The organism is Cytophagaceae bacterium (assembly GCA_016722655.1).
GTDB lineage: Bacteria > Bacteroidota > Bacteroidia > Cytophagales > Spirosomataceae > Leadbetterella.
Genome location: JADKIR010000004.1, coordinates 2,729,623 through 2,752,381 on the forward strand (window position 1 = coordinate 2,729,623; position 22,759 = coordinate 2,752,381).

A 22,759-nucleotide genomic window follows, 5' to 3' on the forward strand; every position below is an offset into this window, starting at 1 on the left:
TTTCAAAATCCTTTACCTAGAATTCTAATTATTTTATCAATGATTCCGTAATTTTGATTTTTCAACCAATTTTAAAAAATGAATTATAGAATTTTAGGAAAAACTGGGGCAAAGGTATCCGAAATCGGGCTGGGCACCTGGCAGGTAGGAGGTAAGTGGGGGAGCGATTTTGATCACAAACTGGCCCAAAAAATACTTAATGAGGCTGCGGAACAGGGTATCAATTTCATAGATACCGCCGATGTGTACAGCGACGGAGAATCAGAAATAACCATCGGGAAATTTTTAAAATCGCATAAAGGGAAGTTTTTTATAGCCACCAAATGTGGCAGGCAGATAAATCCACATGTAAATGAGGGTTACACGCCTGTTGCACTGAGAAAATATGTGGAAGATAGCCTGAAACGGCTCCAATTGGAGACTTTGGATTTGATTCAGTTGCATTGTCCGCCTACACAAGTGTTTTATCGCCCTGAGATTTTCGGAGAATTTGAAAAACTAAAATCTGAGGGCAAGATTCAGAATTTGGGTATAAGTGTTGAAAAAATCGAGGAAGCACTGAAAGGCATTGAATATGAAAATGTTACAACGGTTCAGATTATTTTCAATATGTTTCGTCAGCGACCATCTGAATTATTTTTTGAGCAGGCAAAAAAGAAAAATATTGGAGTGATAGTAAGAGTTCCTTTGGCGAGTGGGATGCTTTCGGGTAAATATTCTAAAGAAACAAAATTTGAAGCTGGCGACCACCGTAACTTTAACCGTAATGGCGAGGCTTTCGACAAAGGAGAGACCTTTTCAGGCGTAGATTATGAAACCGGATTGGCAGCCGTGGAGGAATTAAAGGCTCTTTTTGGCCCAAAAGCAGTTTTAGCACAAAAGGCCTTGAAATGGATTCTGATGTTTGATGAAGTGAGCACGGTGATTCCCGGAGCATCGCGGCCTGAGCAAATCACTGAGAACCTGAAATCGCTGAATGAGCCGGCACTTTCAGCCGAAGAATTGACGATTGTTAAGGAAATTTATAAGAAATATTTTAACCAAACCGTCCACCATTGGTGGTAAAATTACAATTATGTATTTAGCAGACGAACAACGTTACGACAAAATAAACTATCGCCGCTGCGGGAAAAGTGGGCTGAAACTGCCTGAAATTTCTCTGGGTTTGTGGCACAATTTCGGCGGAGTCGATACTTTTGAAAACTATCGTGCAATACTCAGGACTGCCTTTGATCACGGTGTTACACATTTTGACCTTGCCAATAATTATGGTCCGCCTCCGGGTTCTGCTGAGGAAAATTTCGGGGTTTTACTAAAAAAAGATTTTCTACCCTACAGAGATGAACTGATTATCTCTTCAAAAGCCGGCTACAACATGTGGCCCGGACCTTATGGTGAATGGGGTTCACGTAAGTATCTGATTGCCAGTTGTGATCAGAGCCTTAAACGTACAGGGTTGGAGTATTTTGATATTTTCTATTCCCATCGACCAGACCCTGAAACTCCGCTGGAAGAAACCATGGGAGCATTGGATACACTGGTAAAACAAGGTAAGGCACTTTATGTAGGTCTTTCCAATTATGATGCAGAGCAGACCCGTGCGGCATTGGCTATTTTGAAAGATTTAGGCACGCCATGCCTGATACATCAGCCCAAATATTCTATGCTGGTACGTGACCCCGAAGAAGGTCTCCTTGATGTATTGGAAGAAAATGGGGTAGGGTGTATTCCGTTTTCACCACTGGCTCAGGGGCTTTTGACTGATAAATATCTTCATGGCATTCCTGATGATTCGAGAGCGGGAAAAGTAACAGGTTTTTTGCAAAAAGACAGAGTTACGCCGGAAATAATCTCTCAGGTTTCAGCTCTCAATGAGATTGCGAAAGAAAGAGGACAAAGTTTGGCACAAATGGCCCTTGCCTGGTTGCTCAAAGACCATAGAATCACCACGGTGTTGATTGGAGCTAGTAGAGTGAGTCAGCTTTTAGATTCATTAAAAGCTGTTGAAAATCAGAAGTTTGATGAAGAAGAGTTAAAGAAAATTGAAGAGATTTTAACTCATTGAGCTTTTTTTTTTATTTATTCAACCATAAAAAATGAAAATTACAAAAATTCTGGCATTGGCTTTTATGCCTTTGTTTTCTTTTGGGCAAAAAGAAAAACTTAAAGAAGTTTATGCCGGTGCCTTCAAAATGGGTACTGCGGTAAATCATGCCATAGTATCGGGCAAAGACAAGGTTTCGCAGGAAATTGTGCTGAGCCAGTTTAATACTATTACTCCCGAAAACGTAATGAAAGCAGAAGTGGTCAATCCCAGGCCGGGAGCTTTTGATTTTTCTCAGGCCGATGCTTTTGTAGATTTTGGCCTAAAAAATAAGATGTTTATTGTGGGTCATACGCTCATTTGGCATAATCAGACCCCAGATTGGTTTTTTAAAAATGAAAACGGCTCATTGAAATCTCAGGACGAAGTTAAGGAAAGATTGAAAGAGCACATCAAAGTGGTGGCTGGCCGCTACGCAGGAAAAGTAAATGCCTGGGATGTGGTCAATGAGGTGATTGATGATGATGGATCTTACCGTCCAACCCTTTGGGTCAATGGGATAGGGAGTGGCGATGAAATGGTCAAACTGGCATTTAAATACGCTGCCGAATTTGCTCCTAATACTGAATTATATTACAATGATTTTAATGCCTGGAGACCCGCGAAAGTGAAAGGGATAGTGAGAATGGTAAAAATGCTTCAGGCAGCCGGTATCAGAATTGACGGTGTGGGCATTCAGGGTCACTGGGGGTTAAATTATCCGAAAAACCAATATATAGAAGAGGCCATTGATGCTTATGCTGCATGCGGAATAAAGGTCATGATTACGGAATTGGACGTTGATGTACTGCCAGTTACCAAAGAAGGGCAGATTATCGGGCAGGGTTTTATGCATAAACAGTTTCAGAATGAAGAATTTAAGACTTTTCTAGATCCTTATCGGGAAGGTTTACCAGAAGATATCAACCAAAAACTGGCTGACCGTTATGCTGAATTATTCAGGATTTTTTACAAAAAAAGAGATAAGCTCGACAGGGTTACGGTATGGGGCGTAAAAGATGAGATGTCATGGAAAAACGACTATCCTATTCCGGGTAGGATAAATTATCCATTACTATGGGATAGGCAAGGAAAAGCAAAAAAGGCGTTCTCTGAAATTATTAGTCTTTCAATTAAAAAGTAATTAATAAAGAAAGCCAACCCTTCCGGATTGGCTTTTTTATTATTTCTTAGGCTTAGGTGCGATAATCACATTAAGCCTTTTACCTTCTAATTTTGGCGGAGCTTCTGGTTTACCCAGATCTTCGAGTGATTTTACAAATCGCTCCAAAAGTTGGAATCCCTGCTCTTTAAACACAATCTGACGACCGATAAACTGCACATAAGCCTTCACTTTTGAGTTTTCTTTAAGGAAGTTCTCTGCATGTTTAAGTTTGAAATCAAAGTCATGGTCATCGGTTTGAGGACCAAATCTTATTTCCTTTATTACAGTTTTAACCTGTTTTGCTTTAAGTTCTTTTTGCTTCTTTTTTTGCTCGTATTTGAATTTAGAATAATCTACAATTCTACAAACTGGTGGAACTGAGTTGGGAACAATTTCAACCAAATCCAGATTCAGAGTATGTGCTAATTCTACAGCTTTTGAATAAGGATATACACCCACTTCAATATTTTCACCTACCAATCGCACTTCAGCTACGCCTCTGATTTTCTCGTTAATTCTGTGCTCGTCCTCTTTTCTAACCGGTGGACGGTACGGCCTCTTCATGTTTTTTGCCATTAACTCTTTTTAATGTGATATTCGTGGTTATTCGAATTTGCCCCAAATTTATTATTTACTTTTCAATTATTCCCAAATTTGGGTATATTTTTATTGATTTCATTTTTAGCGTATTGTATAAACTCTTCAATTGTAAAAGTTCCTACATCGCCTTCACCTTTTTTCCTAACAGAAACCTTGCCATCTTGTGCCTCTTTTTCTCCGATAATCAACATTAGAGGTACTTTTGCCACCTCAGCATCTCTGATTTTCCTTCCGATTTTCTCAGCTCTCAAATCAATAAAGCCTCTGATGTCATTTTCCTGAAGGGTAAGAAAGACCTCATTTGAAAATTCTTCATATTTTTCAGAAATAGGCAATACAGCGATTTGTTCAGGCGACAGCCAAAATGGGAAGTTACCCGCGGTGTTTTCAATCAAAATCGCTATGAAACGCTCCATAGAACCAAAAGGTGCCCGGTGGATCATCACTGGTCTATGTTTTTGATTATCAGCACCTACATATTCCAAATCAAATCTTTTCGGTAAATTGTAATCTACCTGTATGGTTCCTAATTGCCACTTACGACCCAGGGCATCTTTGACCATGAAGTCTAGTTTTGGTCCGTAGAAGGCTGCCTCGCCATATTCTACCACGGTTTTAAGGCCTTTTTCGTCAGCTGCTTTTTGTATCGCCGTTTCGGCTTTATTCCAGTCTTCGTCAGAGCCAATATATTTTGAGCGATCTTCGCGTGACCGCAAAGAAACCTGAGCACTAAAGTCCTCAAATCCAAGCGATTTGAAAACATATAATACCAGATCAATTACTTTTTTGAATTCATCTTCTACCTGATCGTTGGTACAGAAAAGGTGGGCATCGTCCTGTGTAAAGCCTCTTACACGGGTTAAACCATGCAACTCACCGCTTTGTTCATACCTATAAACTGTACCAAACTCAGCCAAACGCATCGGCAAATCTCGGTAACTGCGGGGTCTGGCTTTAAAAATCTCGCAGTGGTGAGGGCAGTTCATGGGTTTCAGCATAAACTCTTCACCTTCCTCAGGAGTTTTTATCGGCTGAAAAGAATCTTCTCCGTATTTCTCCCAGTGTCCTGAGGTTTCATATAACTGTTTGCTACCAATATGTGGAGTCACAACAGGCAAATATCCTGCTTTTAGCTGGGCTTTTTTCAGGAAGTTTTCAAGTCTTTCTCTCAGCATGGCACCTTTGGGCAACCACAAAGGCAAGCCTTTTCCTACTTTTTCAGAAAAAGTAAATATATCCAGTTCGGCACCCAATTTCCTATGGTCACGTCTTTTGGCTTCTTCCAGTAGGGTCAAATATTCCTCAAGTTCTTTGGCTTTTGGAAATGTTACACCATAAACGCGGGTGAGCATTTTGTTATTTTGATCTCCTTTGAAAAAGGCGGCAGCCGCATTAGTGATTTTTGCAGCTTTGATAAATCCGGTATTGGGAATATGTGGCCCGCGACATAAATCAGTAAAATTGCCCTGTTTGTAAAGGGTAATATTGCCATCTTCCAATCCTTCCAAAAGGTCAAGTTTATATTCATCTCCTTTTTCTTTGAAATATTTCAGGGCATCAGCTTTCGAAATCGGAATCCTCACATAATCATTTTTCTGACGTGCGAGTTCGATCATTTTGTCTTCTATAGTCTTAAAGTCGTCAGAAGAAATGGGCTTTCCGTTGGTATCAACATCATAGTAGAAGCCATTTTCAACCGGAGGACCCACCCAAAATTTTACTCCAGGATATAATGCTTCCAGGGCCTCTGCCATTAGGTGAGCTGATGAATGCCAAAAAGTAGATTTTCCTTCAGTATCATTCCACGTAAGCAGCTGCAATGTGCAATCTGCCTCTATTGTGGTGTTAAGATCCACCACTTTTCCATCTATTTTTGCTGCAAGAACGTTTCTTGCCAATCCTTCACTTATCGAAAGTGCCACATCCATAGGAGTAGTCTTTCCTTCAAAACTTTTAATGCTACCGTCAGGTAATGTAATGTTTATCATTGTCTTAATGTCTGGTGGTATCTCTACCCAAATTCAATTGACTGCGTTTTTGTATTTTTTCTATTGTTCCGATATTATCGTCAAATATTCTTCTGTTAGCTTCGGGTTCTTCCTGAGTCTTGTTTTTTGATGACCTTGTGTTTGATTTGTAAGTTTCGTTGTAATCATAATATCGGTTTTCCTGAGCATCAAGAATATATGTCAGACGATCTACTTCGCTACTGATATTTATATTCTCCGGATTTTTATCTTTTATTTTTTCCAGATAGCTTTTTGCTTCTGCATATTTTTTCTGAACTTCATAACATCCGGCAGCTTTCAAAAAGGCTTTGGTTTGTTCAGGCTGGGCTTTTCCCCATTTATCATAAACCAAAAATGCTGCCGCATAATTCTTTTTCCGGAAATAGATATCACCCACTTTTTCCAATACATCGTACCTTCCCGGTTCAAGCATCAAAAACCTTTTATACACTTTTGTGGCACTGTCAAGAGCACCAACATTTTCAAGAATCTGAGCCTTATTAAAAACCAATTCTCTCGAATCCGGGAATTTTTTAAGGGCCATTTCATTATAAACCAGAGCTGAGTCCGGCATTTTTGCTGCATTATATGTTTTTATCAGATAGTCGTAGGCATCAATTCGATGTGGAGTAAGTGACAAAGCTCTCTTAAAATTGTTAATAGCCGTAAGTGTATCAGCCTGTCGGGCATAATATTTACCTTTTACTAAAAACAAATCAGAGTTATAAGGGTAAGCATTTTCTGCTTTCCTCATATAATGCTGAGACTTTGAAAACTGCTTTTCCTTTAGATATAAATCGGCCAGAAGAATATACAAATCGGGAGAATCAAATTTTTGTGACTCTGCCAACTGGGCATTTTTCAGTGCCGAAGGCAATTCGAGTTTACTTTCAAATTTTGCTTTATAATATAAATATAGACCTGAGTTAGGATCTAGTTTTTCGGCACGGGTAATATCAACCAGTCCGTCTTTATAATTTTGAATATTGTAATGCAGCAACGCCCTTTTATAATAATTTACAGGATCGCTGGGATTGTTTTTTATGGCATCAGAAAGAATACTCAGTGCAGCCAGATGTTCATTGTTGTTTGCCTGATTTGTCTTCTTTAACGGAATATTGAATTCATCTCTTGAATGATCAGAACAGGCTGTCATAAGCAAAAGAATGAAAAATACATATCCGGCAAATCGAAACATTAAACATTGAAATTTAATAAAGTGCAAAATTCCGAATTTTTATTCAAAACCGAAAGAAATGCAGCTAAACTTTAGGCTGATTTGCAAATGTTTATTTACCCGATGCAATTTTTGTGAGATAAATAGTTTTTCTGATTTGAGTAAAAGCCGCAGAAGTTTTCTTTTTTTTCTTTTTTAATGTTCCGGTTGGCTCTGTGGGTTTCAGTTGTAATACTTCTATTTTACTTTTTGAGCCATCTGCAATAAAATATTCATTGTACCAATGCCTTACCTCATTATAAGCAGGAAGGAAGGATATGTTTTTTTGGGTGGCTTGTTCATCAGATAGCTTGTAAATGATGGGTTTTGTGCCGATATTCAGATTACTTGTTGAAAGATTTCCTTTTAAGCACCAGGCAACTGAGCCTTTGGTATTATAGCTGAGCGATTGCTTGAGTTGTGGATTTATTTGATTTAAATCGTAACGATTTTGGTTAATTATCTGGCCGGAAGGGCTGATATTAAGTACAATACCTGAAAGATATCGAAATCCAGCAAAAACTGTTGCCGACTGTGTTCTGGAATTGGTCCGACCAAAAATGGAATTGTTGTTATTATTGTAATCGTCAATCTGCCGGGAAATATTTTTGGTTTCAGTTTTATAAAACACACCACCAAGTCTATAACCTTCGTCTGATTCTATGGTTTTATGTGGCAAAAATCCAAATTCTTTTATGATTTTCGAAAGGTCATTTTTCGAAAATTCAGGCTGGCCGCTCAATAATTTTTGAAAAGAATAAATATGCTCGACTATTAATGTTTTTTTATTGTTTAAAGCACTAAAGAACAAGCCTTTATCTCCGGAAATATTTTGATAGGTCCCACTTATTCCTATCAGTTTATCCTCTTTCAGAATCATTTGGCCTGTTAGTGGAAAATTTCCGGCATTCTGTTCTACCGAAATTTGATTAAGCATAACTGCGGAAGAATCAAATTGGGCCAGAGCCAGCTTAGTGCTTTTTACATATTCTCCTTTTTTACGTTTAACATTAGCGTATCCTAAAGTTTTTACGGTCCAAAGTGTTGTAAATTTTGTTCCTGTTGAGTCAGGAATAATTTCCTGGAGAAATGCTTTTCCTTCTATTCCAGTTTTGTAAAGTTTGCCTTCATCAGTTAAAAATTTATAAACATAGAAAGCAGCATGATTTTCGGTAGCCCCGGCCAATATGATTTTATCGTCAAAAATGACATAATCCTGGTCATCAAAATATTCTCTTAATTCAAAACCTTTAGTAGAAAATGTGCCGTCGGCGAGGTTAAATATAAAAACCTGATAATACATTCCATTGGTTTCTCTAAATAAAAATGTGACTTTCTGAGCATCAAAAGTATAGGCTGTAGGAGCTCTTTCCACATCCAGAAAAATTTCTTTTTCCCAATTTTTTTTAAGATTTTCGTCAAAAAACAAAACCTTGGCTTTAGTTTGATCCGTTTTTATAAAAAACAAAGCACCTTTATTACCCATAGGTACAAGCGTATGCCATGTGGGTTTGCCAACTACTTCAAATTCAATATTTTGCATGAGTTGGCTGTAAAGTTGACCTGGAAATGCAAAAAGCAAAATTAAAAATAGCCTCATTTTTTAATAGGAATTTTCTGAATAAAACACATTTGTTTGTAGCCCAATTTGTTATCGCTGTCTTTTTGTACTCCCCAATTTAGAAAATAGTTGTCGTACCAATGCTCCAGATTTTCAAATTCAGATTTTTTAGATTTTGTGCCTAAATTAAGACTGGTTTTGTCGTATTCTTTAAAGAGGCTTTTGGATCCGGTGTTGTCAAATTCGGTTACATAAAATTTATCATCAGAAACATAATAAACGATTGGATTTACGGCAGCCATACTCACTTTGGAGTGATTTTTTAATTGGTAATACCTTACATTTTTATAAAGCATAGAATTGTCCCAATTGATTTTTCCGTCAGAATTTAATGAGATTACCGTTCCTTCAAGATATTTGAATCCATCAAAAACTTGCGTACTTCTGTTTCTATACCCCCAAAATGCCGGACTATTCATCCAATAATAATTGCTGAGATACTGTCTTCCCCAAAGGCCAGAAGGGTAAAAAGTGCTTCCGCCATAATATGGGCTGCTCAGAGAATTATTCCTGAATTCGGGCATATAAACTTCGGCCGAAATCAATAAGTTTTCACCATCAGGTATGACCTCGTTTATTTGTAATCTATAGTTAAAAATGTATTCGTTTCCTTTGTCTTTTTTCTTTTCTACTTGCTTCTTCAACCTTTCTTGTTGTTTTTCTGATAGAAAGGCAAAAATATTTTTAAAGTTTTCGAAACTGTAATACTTTATTTTATTGGAATTATTAAGGTCAGCAACATAAATTCCTTGTGAGCTTTTTATGCCATCAAGATTGGTTCCTCCAAAGCCATAATTTCCTAATATCAATTTCTGGCTGGAGTTTTGAAAATACTTGACACTGAGGAATTCATATTTTTCAGTATTTGGAATTACTGTAGTATTTGTAATCTTTCCTGAAAAGTTAAATTCTCTTATGATTGCCTGGCTCTTTTTCCTATTTTTATTAAGAAAGGTAACCACAATTTTATCTTCAAATGTATCGATAGACTGTATCTGGGCTTCCCCTTTCAGGTTGGCTGTAACATATTTGGGAATATTTGAACCTTCTTCCATAAATATCAGGAAAGGTTCTGTTTTTACACTACCGCCCAAAACTATTCCCTTTTCACTAGCTTTAAAATGAGCCAGTTCAAAATTGGCAACCGTTTTTATATTGATTTTTTGGATGGCCGCAAATGAAGCAGAAATTTTTAATACGCTGAAATTTTCACTGTTACGCTGGTCAAGTAGAAGATACAAAAACCTGCCGTCGTAGTATTCTTCCATAAAACTTTCTTTTGAAAGCAATTCCGAGTCAACATCCCAAACTATATTAAGGTCTTTATCAATGCGTTTTATTTTTAACAAACCGTTGCTGGCTTTGTCAAGTACTACCATTCCATCTTCGTGGAGGTTGATTACCCTGATCTGGTTATTAGAGCCACTAATTCCCACTTGCAACATTTCTTGTGCAGAAGAGACAAAGAACCCAAACAACAAAAATAACAAAATTCTAATTTTCATTTGCCAATAACATTATCCTGTCAAATTCCTCAGCTCTTACCGGCACAACCGATAATCTCGATAGTTTAACTATTGCCATACCTGACAATATTGGGTCAGATTTTATGGTTTTCAAAGTGACAGTTTTTGGGAGCTTTTCTACAGGTACCAGATCAACTACCACCCACCTTGGATCCTCTGAAGTTGGATCTGGGTAACTTTCCTTTGCTACTTTGGCCAAACCTACTATTTCTAATCCCTCATTGGAGTGATAAAAAAGCACCAGATCATTGACTTTCATCGCTGCCAGATTGTTGCGGGCCGCATAATTTCTGACACCGTCCCACATATCACCTCCTTTACTAACGAACTTGTCCCAGGAAAATTTAAAAGGTTCTGATTTTACTAACCAATAGTTCATGTTTTTTAATTTTTTTATAATTCTATTTCAACTTCTTCTGCATTGAGGAAATCTACCTGCCATGTGTGATCAGCCATCAAAAATACTTTTGCCAGAAAGCGTATATAGGGCATTTTTCTACCCCATTCCTCAGGAGCCACCATTGATAATACATCACTTCCATCGGTTTTTTCGTATAAATAATAATGATGGTTAATGATAGGCTCAAAGCTCATTTGAGCATCATATATCCGTTCAGAAACTTCAATGCGGTCGTTGATTTCCTGAGCTTGCCGACCCAGAAGTTCTATTTGTCTGATGATTTTATTGAGTTGATCCTGAGTTTGTTGCCGCATGGCCATCTGGGCTTTTCCTTTTACTTTGCCCATGTCCTCGGGTTTAATTACGGCACTGCCTGCTGTATGGGCATAGCCAATCAAACCAGGATTTTTTGAAACATTTTTGTTTTCTATTGAGTCGGTCACAATGATTTTTTTGTGATAATTAAAAAAAATAGAATCTTTTTAGATTTTACTGTCATTCCAAAAACATAATGATTCTAAAAATGTTTTTTGAGATGTAAAAATAAAGATATTCGATTAAAAATATTATTTTTGGCAAGTATTAAAAGTTTTGTTTTTTGAAAGAAATGTGCTTTCCTGAAACCAAAATTTTCTTTATAAGAATAAAAATACCTGAATTTATAAAAAATAAAACCTTAAATTTTTACATAGAACAATGGATAAAAGTGCAGGAACAATTGACAGAAAAGACTTTCTCAAACAAGTCGGTGTGGGTTTTGGAGCGATTGTGTTGATGAATTGTCTTCAGAGTTGTGGTGAAACTGAAATTCCTGATCCAAATCCGGGTGGAAATTCGGGAAAGGTAGATTTCAGTATTGATATCTCCGCTACTGCCAATAAAGCATTGCAAACCAAAGGTGGGTTTTTAGTGGTTTCAGACCAGAAAGTTATTATTGCACGTACCCTGGCTGACAATTGGATCGCTGTTTCATCTGTTTGTACACACGAGTCAACGACTGTAAAGTATATTTCGGGTTCGTCGATTTTTCAATGTCCCAATCATGGGTCAGAATTCAAAGAAAACGGAGCCGTAAGTAAAGGTCCTGCTGCTAGTGCACTTAAAAAATATAATGTTACTTTTACAGCCAATACCAATACTCTTCGTGTTTTTGAATAAGCCATGTTATATATTACAAAAGAAGGAGAAATTGTAAATACCGACCCAACCAATAGCTATTTTGATAAAGTCAACGATTTATTAAATCAGTGGTCGTCGGGTAGAGAAGTATTTGAGTTGAAAACCTCAGGCTCAACGGGTAGGCCTAAAGAGATTTTGGTCAAAAGAAGCCAAATTGAGGCCTCTATTGATCTCTCGCGTAAAGCTCTGAAAATCAATCAGGATGATTTGTTTTTTTGTTGCCTCAATGTCAATTATATTGCTGGCATGATGATGGTGCTCAGAGCGGCACATATCGGTTGTGATATGATTGTAGTGGAGCCTACATCCAATCCTTTTGATTCCATGGGGAAAATGGAGTATCTGATTACGAAAAATCATGGAAAAAACTTTTTTTCCTTTGTGCCGCTTCAACTGCAGACGATTCTTGAGTCAGATCAGGGTATGAAGATTCTGAAAACTGCAAAAGTTATCATTGCCGGAGGTGCCGCATTAAATAAATCATTGCGGGATAAAATATTTGAACTAAAACTCCCTGTTTTTGAGACCTATGGCATGACCGAAACCATCAGCCATATTGCTTTAAAGAATGTGGGTCAAGGGCAAGATTATTTTAAAATCCTGGAAGATGTAAGTATTGAAACCAATACCAATAATTGCCTCAGAATTCTTTCTCCAACTACTGAAAACGAGTGGGTGCAGACCAACGACGTTATTGAAATAGTTGGGAAAGGATGTTTTGTGTTGAAAGGAAGAGCTGACAATATTATAAACAGTGGAGGTCTAAAAATTCAGTTAGAGGAGATTGAAAGAAAACTAGCTGATCATTTTCAGTGGCCCAATCGCTATTTTTGTTATGGAAAAGCTGATGAAAAACTTGGACAAAAACTGGTATTAGTGATAGAAAGCCATGAAAAAATTGTGGATTTGACTGATTTGACTCCTGTTTTTAGTAAATTTGAGGTTCCGAAAGAAATATTTTTTGTGAAAAACTTTGTCGAAACTGCCTCGGCAAAAGTAGATAAAATCAGAACCATCAATGAATTTGTATCGTATTAGATTTCAGACCTCAGAGCTACAACCCCCACCTTATGCCCATGCAATTGAATTGAAACTGGAGCTTTCCAGGGAGAAGATCAAATACGAGTTTGAATTATCTTATCTTGACAGAGACCAACTTACTGAATCAGAGATACTGGAAGAAGGTTTTTCTCTGGACGAATCGGTGCATTTGAGAGGAGCTTTAGGTACCAATTGGGTCGATTTTCTTCAAAATTTGTTAAAAAAGACCGAAAAAACTTTCCCGACAGAGATTGAGGAATCGCAGGATTATTGGGAGGTAATGCATGAAAATGAGGCTTTTTACCCCAAAAATTCCGGTTTGTGGAAGTGCTTTGTTGAAGAATTCCATCAGGCAGCTTTGGAACAAAATTCACTTGAACGTCCTTTGGAGGTTCAGGTATGGAGAGTGGAACCTGCTCAAACTACAAAGTATAGATTTTTGGGTAGCTTTGAGAAAAGAGAATTTAAACTCACAGCCAACAACAAAGTTGTCAATAATTTTGATTTCGGTAAGCTCAATAATTTTCTGAAAGACTATTATTCAGGTGATTTTATTTTCGAAAAAGCATTTGAATCTACTCCAAAAAAAGCCGGTTTACATGTAGAATATGGTGATGGAATGTGGTTTTTGCTTGGCGAAGCTTTGTTGGTGAAACCGTCAAAAATTATTTCCTGGATTGAAAGTCATCCATAAAATCAATCTCGGTTTTTAGATCATCTATTTTTCTTCTTATTCCTTCCAAAGATGGATTAGGTTGTGGAAGGTTTTTTGAAAAATAAGCCTCAATTTTCCAGATTTCCTTGACATCAACAGCGGATATTTCAAGGCTTGGTATTCCTGATTTATCACTGCTAACCAGATATACTCCCTTGAAATTGAGTTGATTATAGATTCTTCTGTAAATAAAACCATGATTTTTGGTCACCAAAAGGTAATTTTGACCTTCCTGAAAATAATATTTATCAGAAAGTTTTTCACAAATCAAAATACAATTTTCGAGCAAAAAATCAAGAGGTGCATCAAAGGCCGTCAGGTTAGATTTTGACAAAAACGGAAGCTGTAAATTAGGCAAACCATCTGAAAATTGTCCAAAATCAGGATTCAGAATATATTTTTCAAAAAGTACAGATTTGATATAAGGAATGCCCTTTCTTTCTTCTTTTGGTTTTTCAAAATCTTCAAATCCAAATGTAGTATTATTGATATTGACTTTTGAAGGTCTGGTTTCGGTTATTTCCTTTGAAAAAAATAGGGTTCCTTCCTCATCCCTCATCTGATTGTTTTTGATTTCATTTTCAAACGAAACGTTTATCAAATCGTCGAGACTCACTCTGAAAACTTTTGAAAGCTTCAAGAGGTTATTGGCCGGAGGTATAGCACGGCCTTCTTCGTAAGCACCTATCAGGGAGCGTTTTACGCCCAGCAATTCTGCGAACTTTTCCTGGGTAAGGCCCATTTTTGTTCTAAGAATTCTGATATTTTCGTTTACGAGTTCCATTGAATAAATTTAAAAATCAAATTTAATGATTTCGCAGGATATTTTAATCCAAAGTTTCGATTACAAGATTGTGATTGGTATAAATACAGATGTCAGCAGCTATATTGAGTCCTTCAGTTACCATTTCATAAGCCGAAAGATGTGAAGCGTGTTTTTTCAAAGCCACCGCCGCCGACTGGGCATACATACTCCCAGAACCTATTGCAGCTATCTGATTATCAGGCTCTAATACATCACCGGTTCCTGAAATAATCAACAACTCCTCTTTGTTGGCAACTATCATCATGGCTTCCAGTCGACGCAAATAGCGGTCAGTACGCCATTCTTTGGCCAATTCAATGGCTGCTCGTTTCATGTTTCCGCCAAAGGAGTTGATTTTCTCTTCAAATTTTTCAATTAAAGTAAAAGCATCTGCGGTACTTCCTGCAAACCCGGCTAAAATCTTGCCGCCCGCCAGCTTTCTCACTTTTTTTACATTTGATTTGGCGACAGTATTGCCCATTGTTGCCTGTCCATCGGCACCCAGGGCGATTTTACCCTCGTGAATAATACCAAGTACGGTTGTTGATCTGATTTTTTCCATTTGGTAAAATTAAGCTGAAAACTCTGATGGAAAAATATTAGTAAGATAAAAACTTGTTTTTTTGTCCTTACTATAAATTCAGAGAATTGCAATTGAACAGTTTTTATACTCAGTTAACTAATTTTAGCACATCTTTTTTTGTTGAAGTGATTGCATTTTTAGTTTTTTTCTTAAAACAAATAAATTAATCATTTTTTATCAAACCCGAATAAAAGAGGTAATATTTGTGTTAAAGTTTATTATTTTCTCATATCCAAACAAATAATTATATTTTAACGATTGAGGTGCGTGTTTTTTATCTTATATAGAAATGCTGGATCTCCTTTATTTTATTAATTTCAATATATGTCATGCTTTTTAACTCAATCAGTTTCCTAATATTTTTTCTAATTGTCTTTATTCTATATTGGTTTGTGTTTAATAAAAAACTAAACCACCAAAATATATTTTTACTTGTTTCCAGCTATTTTTTTTACGGATATTGGGACTATAGGTTTTTGTTTTTGTTAATGTTCTCTACTTTACTTGATTTTTATTCAGGTTTGAAGATTGCAGAGTCAAAAACCAAAAAAATGAAGAAAACTTGGCTTTGGATTAGTATTGGCATTAATTTGGGATTTTTGGGATTGTTTAAATACTTCAATTTTTTTGTAGGCTCATTTTCTGAATTAATGTCAAGCGGAGGTGTTAATATGCACTTTGATACGCTCAATTTTATTCTTCCGGTTGGCATTTCTTTTTACACTTTTCATGGATTATCGTATGTTATTGACATTTATAATGATAAAATCAGACCGGAACGTAGCTTTGTAGAATATGCAGTTTTTGTCAGCTTTTTTCCGCTGTTAGTAGCGGGTCCAATAGAAAGGGCAACTCATTTACTTCCTCAAATCCAAAAGAAACGATTTTTTGATTATTCAAAAGCAATTGACGGCTCCAAACAAATATTATGGGGACTATTCAAGAAAATAGTAATAGCAGATAACGCAGCTTATTATTCCAATCTGTTTTTTAATTCACCCGAAGACTTTAATGGTAGCTCTCTTTATCTGGGAGCATTGTTTTTTTCATTTCAGATTTACGGCGATTTTTCTGGTTATTCTGATGTAGCCTTAGGTACCGCCAGGCTTTTTGGAATTGAATTATTAAGAAATTTTTCATTTCCTTACTTCTCCAGAGATATTGCGGAGTTTTGGAGAAGATGGCATATTTCCTTGTCTTCCTGGTTTAGAGATTATCTTTACATTCCATTGGGGGAAGCAAGGTTGGAACTATTTTTAAGATAAGAAATACTTTTATAATTTTTGTGGTGAGCGGTTTTTGGCATGGAGCCAACTGGACCTTTTTGGTTTGGGGACTAATTCATGCCATTTATTTTTTACCCCTACTGGTTACCCAAAACAATAGAAAAAATCTTGAGATTGTAGCTCAGGGTAGAACTCTCCCAAATTTCACTGAAATTTTTCAGATGTTTTTCACATTTCAGCTAGTTTTAATAGCCTGGGTGTTTTTTAGAGCCAACAGCCTGAATCAAGCTTTTTTAATATTATCCAAAATATTTTCAATTGAAATATTCTCTAATCCAGAATTTCCAGGAGTTAGAAAAGCAATTTTCGTATTGGGTTTGATTTTATTTATGCTGGTAATAGAATGGATGAGTAGGGAAGGCCAATATGGTATCCAAAAATTTGGGATAAGATTTAAACCATTTGTTAGGTATATTTTTTATTATTTTTTAATTACAATGATATTCTTTTTCGGTGGAAGCCAGCAGGAATTTATCTATTTTCAATTTTGAAAAGATCTTTATGAGCCAAAAAATTGGTTTTCTTTTAAGGACAACCCTTTAGCTTTTGAAACCTTTATTTTTTTGGATAAGGTATATTTACTTTTAAAATATGAGAGAAATCTAATTCTGAATTATATAATTATTAAAACAAAATCAAATTTATGTTTCAATATTTAAAAAAAATGTGGTATTTTTTTTTACCAATTTTTTTATTGTTTGGCCTTGCCATTATTTTATATTTAAAATCTGATCCATTTTTTGATTTTTCTTCATCGAAAAAGTTTCGATGGGTTTATAGTTACCAGCGGCTTAATGATATATCAACAAAAAACCTTTTATCAACCAAAATAAACTATAATTCTTTTATTTTAGGAAGTAGTCGTAGCTGTGGTGTATATGGCTGCTATCTAGAAACGAAAATACCTGATTCAAAATTTTTTCATTTTGCCGATTGGGTTGAGAATATTGGAGGTGTTTTGGCAAAGTTGCAATTTTTGGACTCCCAAGGCTACCAATTGAAAAATATTATTATTTACCTGGATACCGATAAAACCTTTGAAGGGGAGGGTAGCTTGACTACTGAAGATCATTATGAAGTTACCAAACAATCCAAAGTTGCCTACAAGTTCGCTCATTTTGTAAGTTTTTTTTCTTTTTTTAATCTCGAGAAGTTTAAGATTTTGACTGGAAAAGGTGAGGAGTCAGGTTACTATGTAAATCAGCCTCTTGATACTTTAACAAATGATTACAATCATATCTGTAGTGCAGATGTTATCAAAAATTATGGTTTTGCTCAAAACGATGAAGTTTTTAGAAATAAAATAGATTCTTTAAAATCTAGCGGTTTTTTATACTCCAGACCAGTAATTGTGGCTTATAATAAACCTCAAATCTCTGTTGAGGAAGAAGAGAGGATTAAAAAAATTATTGAGGTATTAAAAAAACATAATTCCAATTATTATATAGTAATCACTCCGCTTTTTGACCAAAGAAAGTTCAATTCTGAGGATTTGAAAATTTTAAAAAAATATTTTGGGAAAAGGTTATTTGATTTCTCAGGTAAAAATTCTATCACAGAAAATATCTATAACTATCCAGATAGATTACATTTTCAAAATTATATCTCAAAACAAATAATTGACTCAGTTTTGAACGATCAAAGAAACAAATGAAAATTTGTTCTAATTTTTGATTTCTTTGCTAAGTCTAAATGGAGGTCACAAATTCTTTTGTAAAAAAAATCCTTTCGCGGGGAAAGGATTTTTTTTCTAAACGAGTAATTTATAAGGCTGCTCCAGAAGTTCTTTCAATGTAACTAAATATGCCGCTCCACTTGCTCCATCCACTACACGATGGTCACAGGTCAGAGTCACTTTCATGATGTTGGTGGCATAAAACTGTCCGTTTTTCACTGCTACAGTTTCTTTAATACCTCCAACGGAAAGTATACAGGATTCATTTTTTGGATTATTGATGATCGAAGTGAAAGAATCGATACCAAACATTCCCAAATTGCTTACTGTAAAGGTATTACCTTCCCAATCAGCAGGCTGAAGTTTGCCATTTTTTGCTTTTCCTCCCAAATCTTTGGTTGTGGCAGCTAATACTGAAAGTGGAAGGGAGTCAGCAAATCTGATTACAGGCACTATCAGTCCTTCAGGGATTGCTACCGCCATTCCAATATGTACATGGGCATTGCGACGGATGTGGTCGCCCCTCCATGATGAATTTACGTTTGGATGTTTTTTCAAGGCCACGCCACAGGCTTTCAATACCATATCATTGAATGAAATCTTAACCGGAGAAGCCTCATTCATCACTATACGGGCTTCAATGGCTTTATCCATATTGATTTCCATCGTAAGCTGGAAGTCAACTGCCGTTGATTGTGACTCGGCGAGACTACGGGCAATGGCTTTACGCATCTGAGTCAAAGCAATTTCTTCATAACTTTCTACTCCTGCGGCAACTGATGCAACTGGAGATGAAGCAGATGAAGCGGCTGGTTTGGCTGATGGTACAAAATTGTCCACGTCAGATTTTACTATTCTTCCACCTTCACCTGAACCGGCAACTGCTGAAAGATCAATACCTTTTTCTTTGGCCAGGCTTTTTGCGAGTGGAGATGCAAGTATTCTTCCTGAATTATTTGATACTGGTGCCGTGGCGGCTTCTTTAGCCGGAGCAGGGCCTGATTCAGCTTTCGAAACTTCCTTAGGTGAAGCAACCGGAGTGGCAGGTGCAGAAGCTTTTACAGGAGCAGGTGAGCTATGTGCTTTCAAAAGGGTCTCAAAATCAGCACCTTTTTCTCCAATAATCGCAATTACTGAATTAACAGCAGCAGCTTTTCCTTCTTTCACGCCCTGATATAGTAAAATGCCATCTTCGTAGGCTTCTACTTCCATTGTGGCCTTATCGGTTTCGATTTCAGCCAGCATATCACCTGATTTTACAGTATCACCTACTTTTTTGAGCCATTTGTGTACAACTCCCTCGGTCATGGTATCACTCAAAAGTGGCATGGTTACCAGTTTTGCATTGATATTTGAAGTGTCAATACTTTCAGCGGCAGGTGCTGTTTCTGTAACTTGAGCTACAGGAGCCGGTGAAGCCTCTGTTTTTGCCGGAGCAGAACCTCCACTAATCAACGAACTATAATCTTCACCCGGAGCACCGATAACCGCAATCACGGCATCAATGGCTACAGCTTGTCCTTTTTCTACTCCGATATATAGAATGGTACCCTCATTGTAAGATTCCATGTCCATGGTAGCTTTGTCAGTTTCAACTTCAGCAAGAATGTCGCCTGATTTTACTACATCGCCCACCTTCACATGCCATGCGGCTATTACGCCTTCTTCCATGGTATCACTCATCTTGGGCATTCTAATTACCTCTGCCATATATATTTGTTTTTGCTTAGAATTAAATGGAATTCAAAATTAATCTAATACTCTTAATTTATTAAATTTTATCAAAAAAAACTTCCTTTTTCAAATCAGTTTTTAACCGAAAAATACCAAATCAATTGATTTTTAATACCGCCATAAATGCTTCCTGTGGTACCTCAACCGAACCAATCTGACGCATACGCTTCTTACCTTTTTTCTGTTTTTCCAATAGTTTTCTTTTCCGGCTGATATCACCACCGTAACATTTGGCAGTTACGTCTTTACGCATGGCTTTCACGGTTTCACGTGCAATGATTTTAGCTCCAATTGCCGCCTGGATTGCGATTTCAAACTGCTGACGAGGTAAAAGTTCTTTGAGTTTTTCACAAAGTTTCTTGCCCCATTCATAGGCTTTGTCGCGGTGAACTATTGCCGAAAGAGCATCCACAGGATCACCATTTAACAACACATCAAGTTTTACCAAATTGGATTCCCGATAACCGGCCAATGAATAATCTAATGATGCGTAACCTCTTGATATGGTTTTTAATCTATCGAAAAAGTCAAATACAACCTCAGAAAGTGGCATGTCAAAAGTGAGCTCAACACGTGTTGCAGTCAAATAAACCTGATTTTTTACGATGCCACGTTTGTCCATACACAATTTCATAATTGGCCCTACATAGTCAGAAGCAGTGATTATCTGAGCATTGATATAGGGTTCTTCGATGGAGTTTATCACATTGGGGTCAGGCATTTCAGAAGGTGCCGACACATGTATCACCTCATTTCGCTTGGTATTAACAATAAACCTTACCGATGGTACGGTGGTGATCACCGTCATGTCAAATTCCCGCTCCAGCCTTTCCTGCACAATCTCCATGTGAAGCATACCCAGGAAGCCGCAACGGAATCCAAAGCCCAAAGCGGCAGAAGTTTCAGGTTCCCAAATCAAAGAGGCATCGTTGAGCTGGAGTTTTTCCATCGATTCTCTCAATTCCTCAAACTCAGTGGTGTCAACAGGATAAATACCCGCAAAAACCATAGGTTTTACTTCTTCAAAACCTTTGATGATATCTTTCGAAGGGCGATCCACATGCGTGATGGTATCTCCAACCTTTACCTCTTTGGCAATTTTTATTCCTGATATAAGATAGCCTACATCCCCACATTCAATCACATCTTTGGGTAGTTTTTTCAGCTTAAGGCTACCGATTTCGTCAGCTACATATTCTTTGTCGGTGGCCACAAATTTCACTTTGTCACCTTTTCTGATACTTCCGTTTTTTACCCTGAAAATTACCTCAATACCTCTATAAGAATTGAAAACTGAGTCAAAAATCAATCCCTGCAATTCGCCGTTGGGATTACCCTGTGGTGCAGGAATACGGGTAATGATGGCATGTAGAATGTCGTCAATTCCCAGCCCTTCTTTTGCCGAAGCCAGCACGATTGTATCAGGATCGATACCAATCAAATCAACGATCTGGTCTTTTACTTCCTCTATCATTGCACCCGGAAGGTCGATTTTATTGATAATTGGGATGATTTCCAAATCATGATCCAAAGCCAAAAAGAGGTTGCTGATAGTCTGAGCTTCAATGCCCTGGGCGGCGTCTACAATCAAAAGAGCCCCTTCACAAGCTGCAATAGAGCGGGAAACTTCATAGCTAAAGTCCACATGGCCCGGGGTGTCGATGAGGTTAAGCGTATATTTTTCGCCTTCATGTATATAGTCCATCTGAATCGCGTGCGACTTGATGGTAATACCACGCTCACGCTCCAAATCCATGTCGTCGAGCAACTGAGCCTGCATTTCTCTGGCTGTTACTGTGCCAGTAAACTCAAGCAGACGGTCGGCCAAAGTACTTTTTCCGTGGTCTATGTGGGCGATAATACAGAAATTCCGAATGTTTTTCACTAAATATTGACAGTAATAATGTAAATACAGATTTTCAATTCAAATTGTTTGAAGACCAAAAAGCGATTCATGCCTTCAAACCACAAAATTAGCTAAAATAGGCGGAATATTAAAGGTAGGAGGGAAGAATAGATTTGGGGAAGATTGAAATGCAGCTTTTGATTTATTATTTTCAGTTCTAAATGAATGATGATTTGGAGAAAATCCAAAAAATCAGTCTTTGGAGTAAAATTGATTTACAAATATAACATTTAGCTGATTATTTTTTTCTTTGGTGGTTTTTTAAGGATTACTAATATTTCTAAGCATTTAATTACGCTATTTTTAGAAAAAATGTATTTCAAAAACATTCACATTTCTACAACAAACATCAAAAAAAAATTGTCAGGCCAAAACCCGACAATTTTTACAAAAACAATCTAAAAAACTTAATCTATCCTCACTTTCCGGCTTACACCGTCTTCTCCCTGTGCGATCATCACAAAATAAACACCTTTCGAGCCTTTGTCAAGTTTGATTTGACCTACGTATTCGCCTTTAAATTTCTTTTCTTCTTCTTTTGCAACTACCTTACCGTTGAGGTCAAGCACTGTGATTTTCACATCGCCTTCGTTAGGAGCAAAAAACCTGATATTCAACACATTGGTTTGAGGCTTATTGGTAAATACATCCACAGCTTTAATGGTTGCAGGGCCAAACTCTTTTAAAATTCTATCGTCATATTCGTAAATTTTAGCACCTTTCAACTTGTAAGGAATATCAGCCAGTTTGTTGTGTAATCTATCCATTTCAAAATTAAATTCTCTCATATTGTCATCAAAAGTGTAGAATCTCTTCCTTTTTCCCGGAAAATTGCCTTCTTCCTGCCATTCAAAATCACGGTCATCATCAATTTTGAAATCGAAATTTTCACCTTTTCCATCTTCTCTTTTTCTGATAATGATTTTTGTGTTTTTACCTTCTTCCCCATTGATCAAAGTATCCAGATTCTCATCTAAAATAATACTCTCTGACTTCCCGTTAGCATCAATTTCCTTTTCTGTGATTTCAACTTTTCCATCAATTTTTTTCTCAATTCTGATTCTTTTTTTTCCGGGAGTATCACTGTCGGTAACATCAACTTTCATCTCTTTTTTTACCTCTTTGTTTTGAGCTGAAACTGTAAACATAGCTAAAATCCCAATGGCCAATACAAGTATTTTTTTCATATTATTTTATTTAAATTTTCCTTAAAGA

20 protein-coding genes and 1 pseudogene are annotated in these 22,759 nt (G+C 36.8%); 8 read left to right on the top strand and 13 right to left on the bottom strand.

Annotation, left to right across the window (positions count from 1 at the left end; all coding sequences use genetic code 11):
• Positions 1-78: 78 nt before the first annotated feature.
• From IPP61_12345 to IPP61_12355, 3 genes are read left to right on the top strand one after another with little or no spacing between them, the layout of a single operon-like run.
• Positions 79-1,065, top strand: a complete 987-nt coding sequence (locus tag IPP61_12345) for an aldo/keto reductase (protein ID MBL0325950.1) — start codon at positions 79-81, stop codon at positions 1,063-1,065.
• A 7-nt stretch (positions 1,066-1,072) separates the two neighbouring features.
• Positions 1,073-2,065: an L-glyceraldehyde 3-phosphate reductase gene (mgrA, locus tag IPP61_12350; protein ID MBL0325951.1), complete on the top strand. Its 993-nt coding sequence runs from the start codon at positions 1,073-1,075 to the stop codon at positions 2,063-2,065.
• Between the two features lie 31 nt (positions 2,066-2,096).
• On the top strand, positions 2,097-3,227 hold the full coding sequence (locus IPP61_12355; GenBank protein ID MBL0325952.1) for an endo-1,4-beta-xylanase: 1,131 nt from the start codon (positions 2,097-2,099) through the stop codon (positions 3,225-3,227).
• A 39-nt stretch (positions 3,228-3,266) separates the two neighbouring features.
• On the opposite strand, the gene IPP61_12360 is transcribed toward IPP61_12355, so the two are convergent.
• The 7 genes from IPP61_12360 to IPP61_12390 form a co-directional block, all read right to left on the bottom strand.
• Complete coding sequence (locus IPP61_12360; GenBank protein MBL0325953.1) at positions 3,267-3,812, bottom strand: translation initiation factor IF-3; 546 nt, start codon at positions 3,810-3,812, stop codon at positions 3,267-3,269.
• Between the two features lie 74 nt (positions 3,813-3,886).
• Positions 3,887-5,836 carry a threonine--tRNA ligase gene (gene thrS / locus IPP61_12365; GenBank protein ID MBL0325954.1) on the bottom strand — a complete coding sequence of 650 codons (1,950 nt, stop codon included), beginning with the start codon at positions 5,834-5,836 and terminating at the stop codon, positions 3,887-3,889.
• Between the two features lie 4 nt (positions 5,837-5,840).
• Complete coding sequence (locus IPP61_12370; protein ID MBL0325955.1) at positions 5,841-7,013, bottom strand: tetratricopeptide repeat protein; 1,173 nt, start codon at positions 7,011-7,013, stop codon at positions 5,841-5,843.
• 133 nt (positions 7,014-7,146) lie between these two features.
• On the bottom strand, positions 7,147-8,673 hold the full coding sequence (locus tag IPP61_12375; protein ID MBL0325956.1) for a hypothetical protein: 1,527 nt from the start codon (positions 8,671-8,673) through the stop codon (positions 7,147-7,149).
• Positions 8,670-10,199: a hypothetical protein gene (locus IPP61_12380; GenBank protein MBL0325957.1), complete on the bottom strand. Its 1,530-nt coding sequence runs from the start codon at positions 10,197-10,199 to the stop codon at positions 8,670-8,672. Before IPP61_12380 ends, IPP61_12375 begins: the two co-directional genes overlap by 4 nt.
• Positions 10,189-10,599 carry an EVE domain-containing protein gene (locus IPP61_12385; protein MBL0325958.1) on the bottom strand — a complete coding sequence of 137 codons (411 nt, stop codon included), beginning with the start codon at positions 10,597-10,599 and terminating at the stop codon, positions 10,189-10,191. The genes IPP61_12380 and IPP61_12385 overlap by 11 nt, the downstream gene beginning before the upstream one ends.
• A 14-nt stretch (positions 10,600-10,613) precedes the next feature.
• The gene (locus IPP61_12390; GenBank protein ID MBL0325959.1) at positions 10,614-10,967 is read right to left on the bottom strand and encodes a DUF2452 domain-containing protein; all 354 of its coding nucleotides are present in this window, start codon (positions 10,965-10,967) and stop codon (positions 10,614-10,616) included.
• A 349-nt stretch (positions 10,968-11,316) separates the two neighbouring features.
• Between IPP61_12390 and IPP61_12395 the strand changes: the two genes are divergently transcribed.
• Genes IPP61_12395 through IPP61_12405 form a run of 3 tightly spaced genes read left to right on the top strand, consistent with a single transcriptional unit; the run spans position 11,317 to position 13,534 of the window.
• Positions 11,317-11,778 carry a Rieske (2Fe-2S) protein gene (locus tag IPP61_12395; GenBank protein ID MBL0325960.1) on the top strand — a complete coding sequence of 154 codons (462 nt, stop codon included), beginning with the start codon at positions 11,317-11,319 and terminating at the stop codon, positions 11,776-11,778.
• 3 nt (positions 11,779-11,781) lie between these two features.
• Positions 11,782-12,837, top strand: a complete 1,056-nt coding sequence (locus IPP61_12400; GenBank protein ID MBL0325961.1) for an AMP-binding protein — start codon at positions 11,782-11,784, stop codon at positions 12,835-12,837.
• A complete protein-coding gene (locus tag IPP61_12405; protein MBL0325962.1) occupies positions 12,818-13,534 on the top strand; it encodes a hypothetical protein in 717 nt (238 codons plus the stop codon). The genes IPP61_12400 and IPP61_12405 overlap by 20 nt, the downstream gene beginning before the upstream one ends.
• Here the strand turns inward: IPP61_12405 and IPP61_12410 are convergent.
• Together IPP61_12410 and hslV are read right to left on the bottom strand one after the other, a co-directional pair.
• Positions 13,506-14,339 carry a helix-turn-helix transcriptional regulator gene (locus IPP61_12410; protein ID MBL0325963.1) on the bottom strand — a complete coding sequence of 278 codons (834 nt, stop codon included), beginning with the start codon at positions 14,337-14,339 and terminating at the stop codon, positions 13,506-13,508. The genes IPP61_12405 and IPP61_12410 overlap by 29 nt on opposite strands.
• Positions 14,340-14,382: 43 nt before the next feature.
• Positions 14,383-14,922, bottom strand: coding sequence for an ATP-dependent protease subunit HslV (gene hslV, locus IPP61_12415; protein MBL0325964.1), 540 nt, complete (start codon positions 14,920-14,922; stop codon positions 14,383-14,385).
• Between the two features lie 350 nt (positions 14,923-15,272).
• On the opposite strand from hslV, the pseudogene IPP61_12420 reads away from it, so the two are divergent.
• A pseudogene (locus IPP61_12420) lies at positions 15,273-16,720 on the top strand (MBOAT family protein).
• Positions 16,721-17,139: 419 nt separating this feature from the next.
• On the opposite strand, the gene IPP61_12425 reads toward IPP61_12420, so the two are convergent.
• Positions 17,140-17,346, bottom strand: a complete 207-nt coding sequence (locus IPP61_12425) for a hypothetical protein (protein MBL0325965.1) — start codon at positions 17,344-17,346, stop codon at positions 17,140-17,142.
• A 45-nt stretch (positions 17,347-17,391) separates the two neighbouring features.
• Here IPP61_12425 and IPP61_12430 point away from each other — a divergent pair, with 45 nt between their 5' ends.
• Positions 17,392-17,883: a hypothetical protein gene (locus IPP61_12430; protein MBL0325966.1), complete on the top strand. Its 492-nt coding sequence runs from the start codon at positions 17,392-17,394 to the stop codon at positions 17,881-17,883.
• A gap of 96 nt (positions 17,884-17,979) precedes the next feature.
• Here IPP61_12430 and IPP61_12435 read toward each other — a convergent pair whose 3' ends face one another.
• From IPP61_12435 to IPP61_12445, 3 genes are all read right to left on the bottom strand, one after another.
• The gene (locus IPP61_12435) at positions 17,980-19,614 is read right to left on the bottom strand and encodes a 2-oxo acid dehydrogenase subunit E2 (protein MBL0325967.1); all 1,635 of its coding nucleotides are present in this window, start codon (positions 19,612-19,614) and stop codon (positions 17,980-17,982) included.
• A gap of 121 nt (positions 19,615-19,735) precedes the next feature.
• Positions 19,736-21,523 (bottom strand): elongation factor 4, encoded by a 1,788-nt coding sequence (gene lepA / locus IPP61_12440; GenBank protein MBL0325968.1) that lies wholly within the window; start codon positions 21,521-21,523, stop codon positions 19,736-19,738.
• Between the two features lie 428 nt (positions 21,524-21,951).
• Positions 21,952-22,731, bottom strand: coding sequence for a T9SS type A sorting domain-containing protein (locus tag IPP61_12445; protein ID MBL0325969.1), 780 nt, complete (start codon positions 22,729-22,731; stop codon positions 21,952-21,954).
• Between the last annotated feature and the right edge of the window lie 28 nt (positions 22,732-22,759).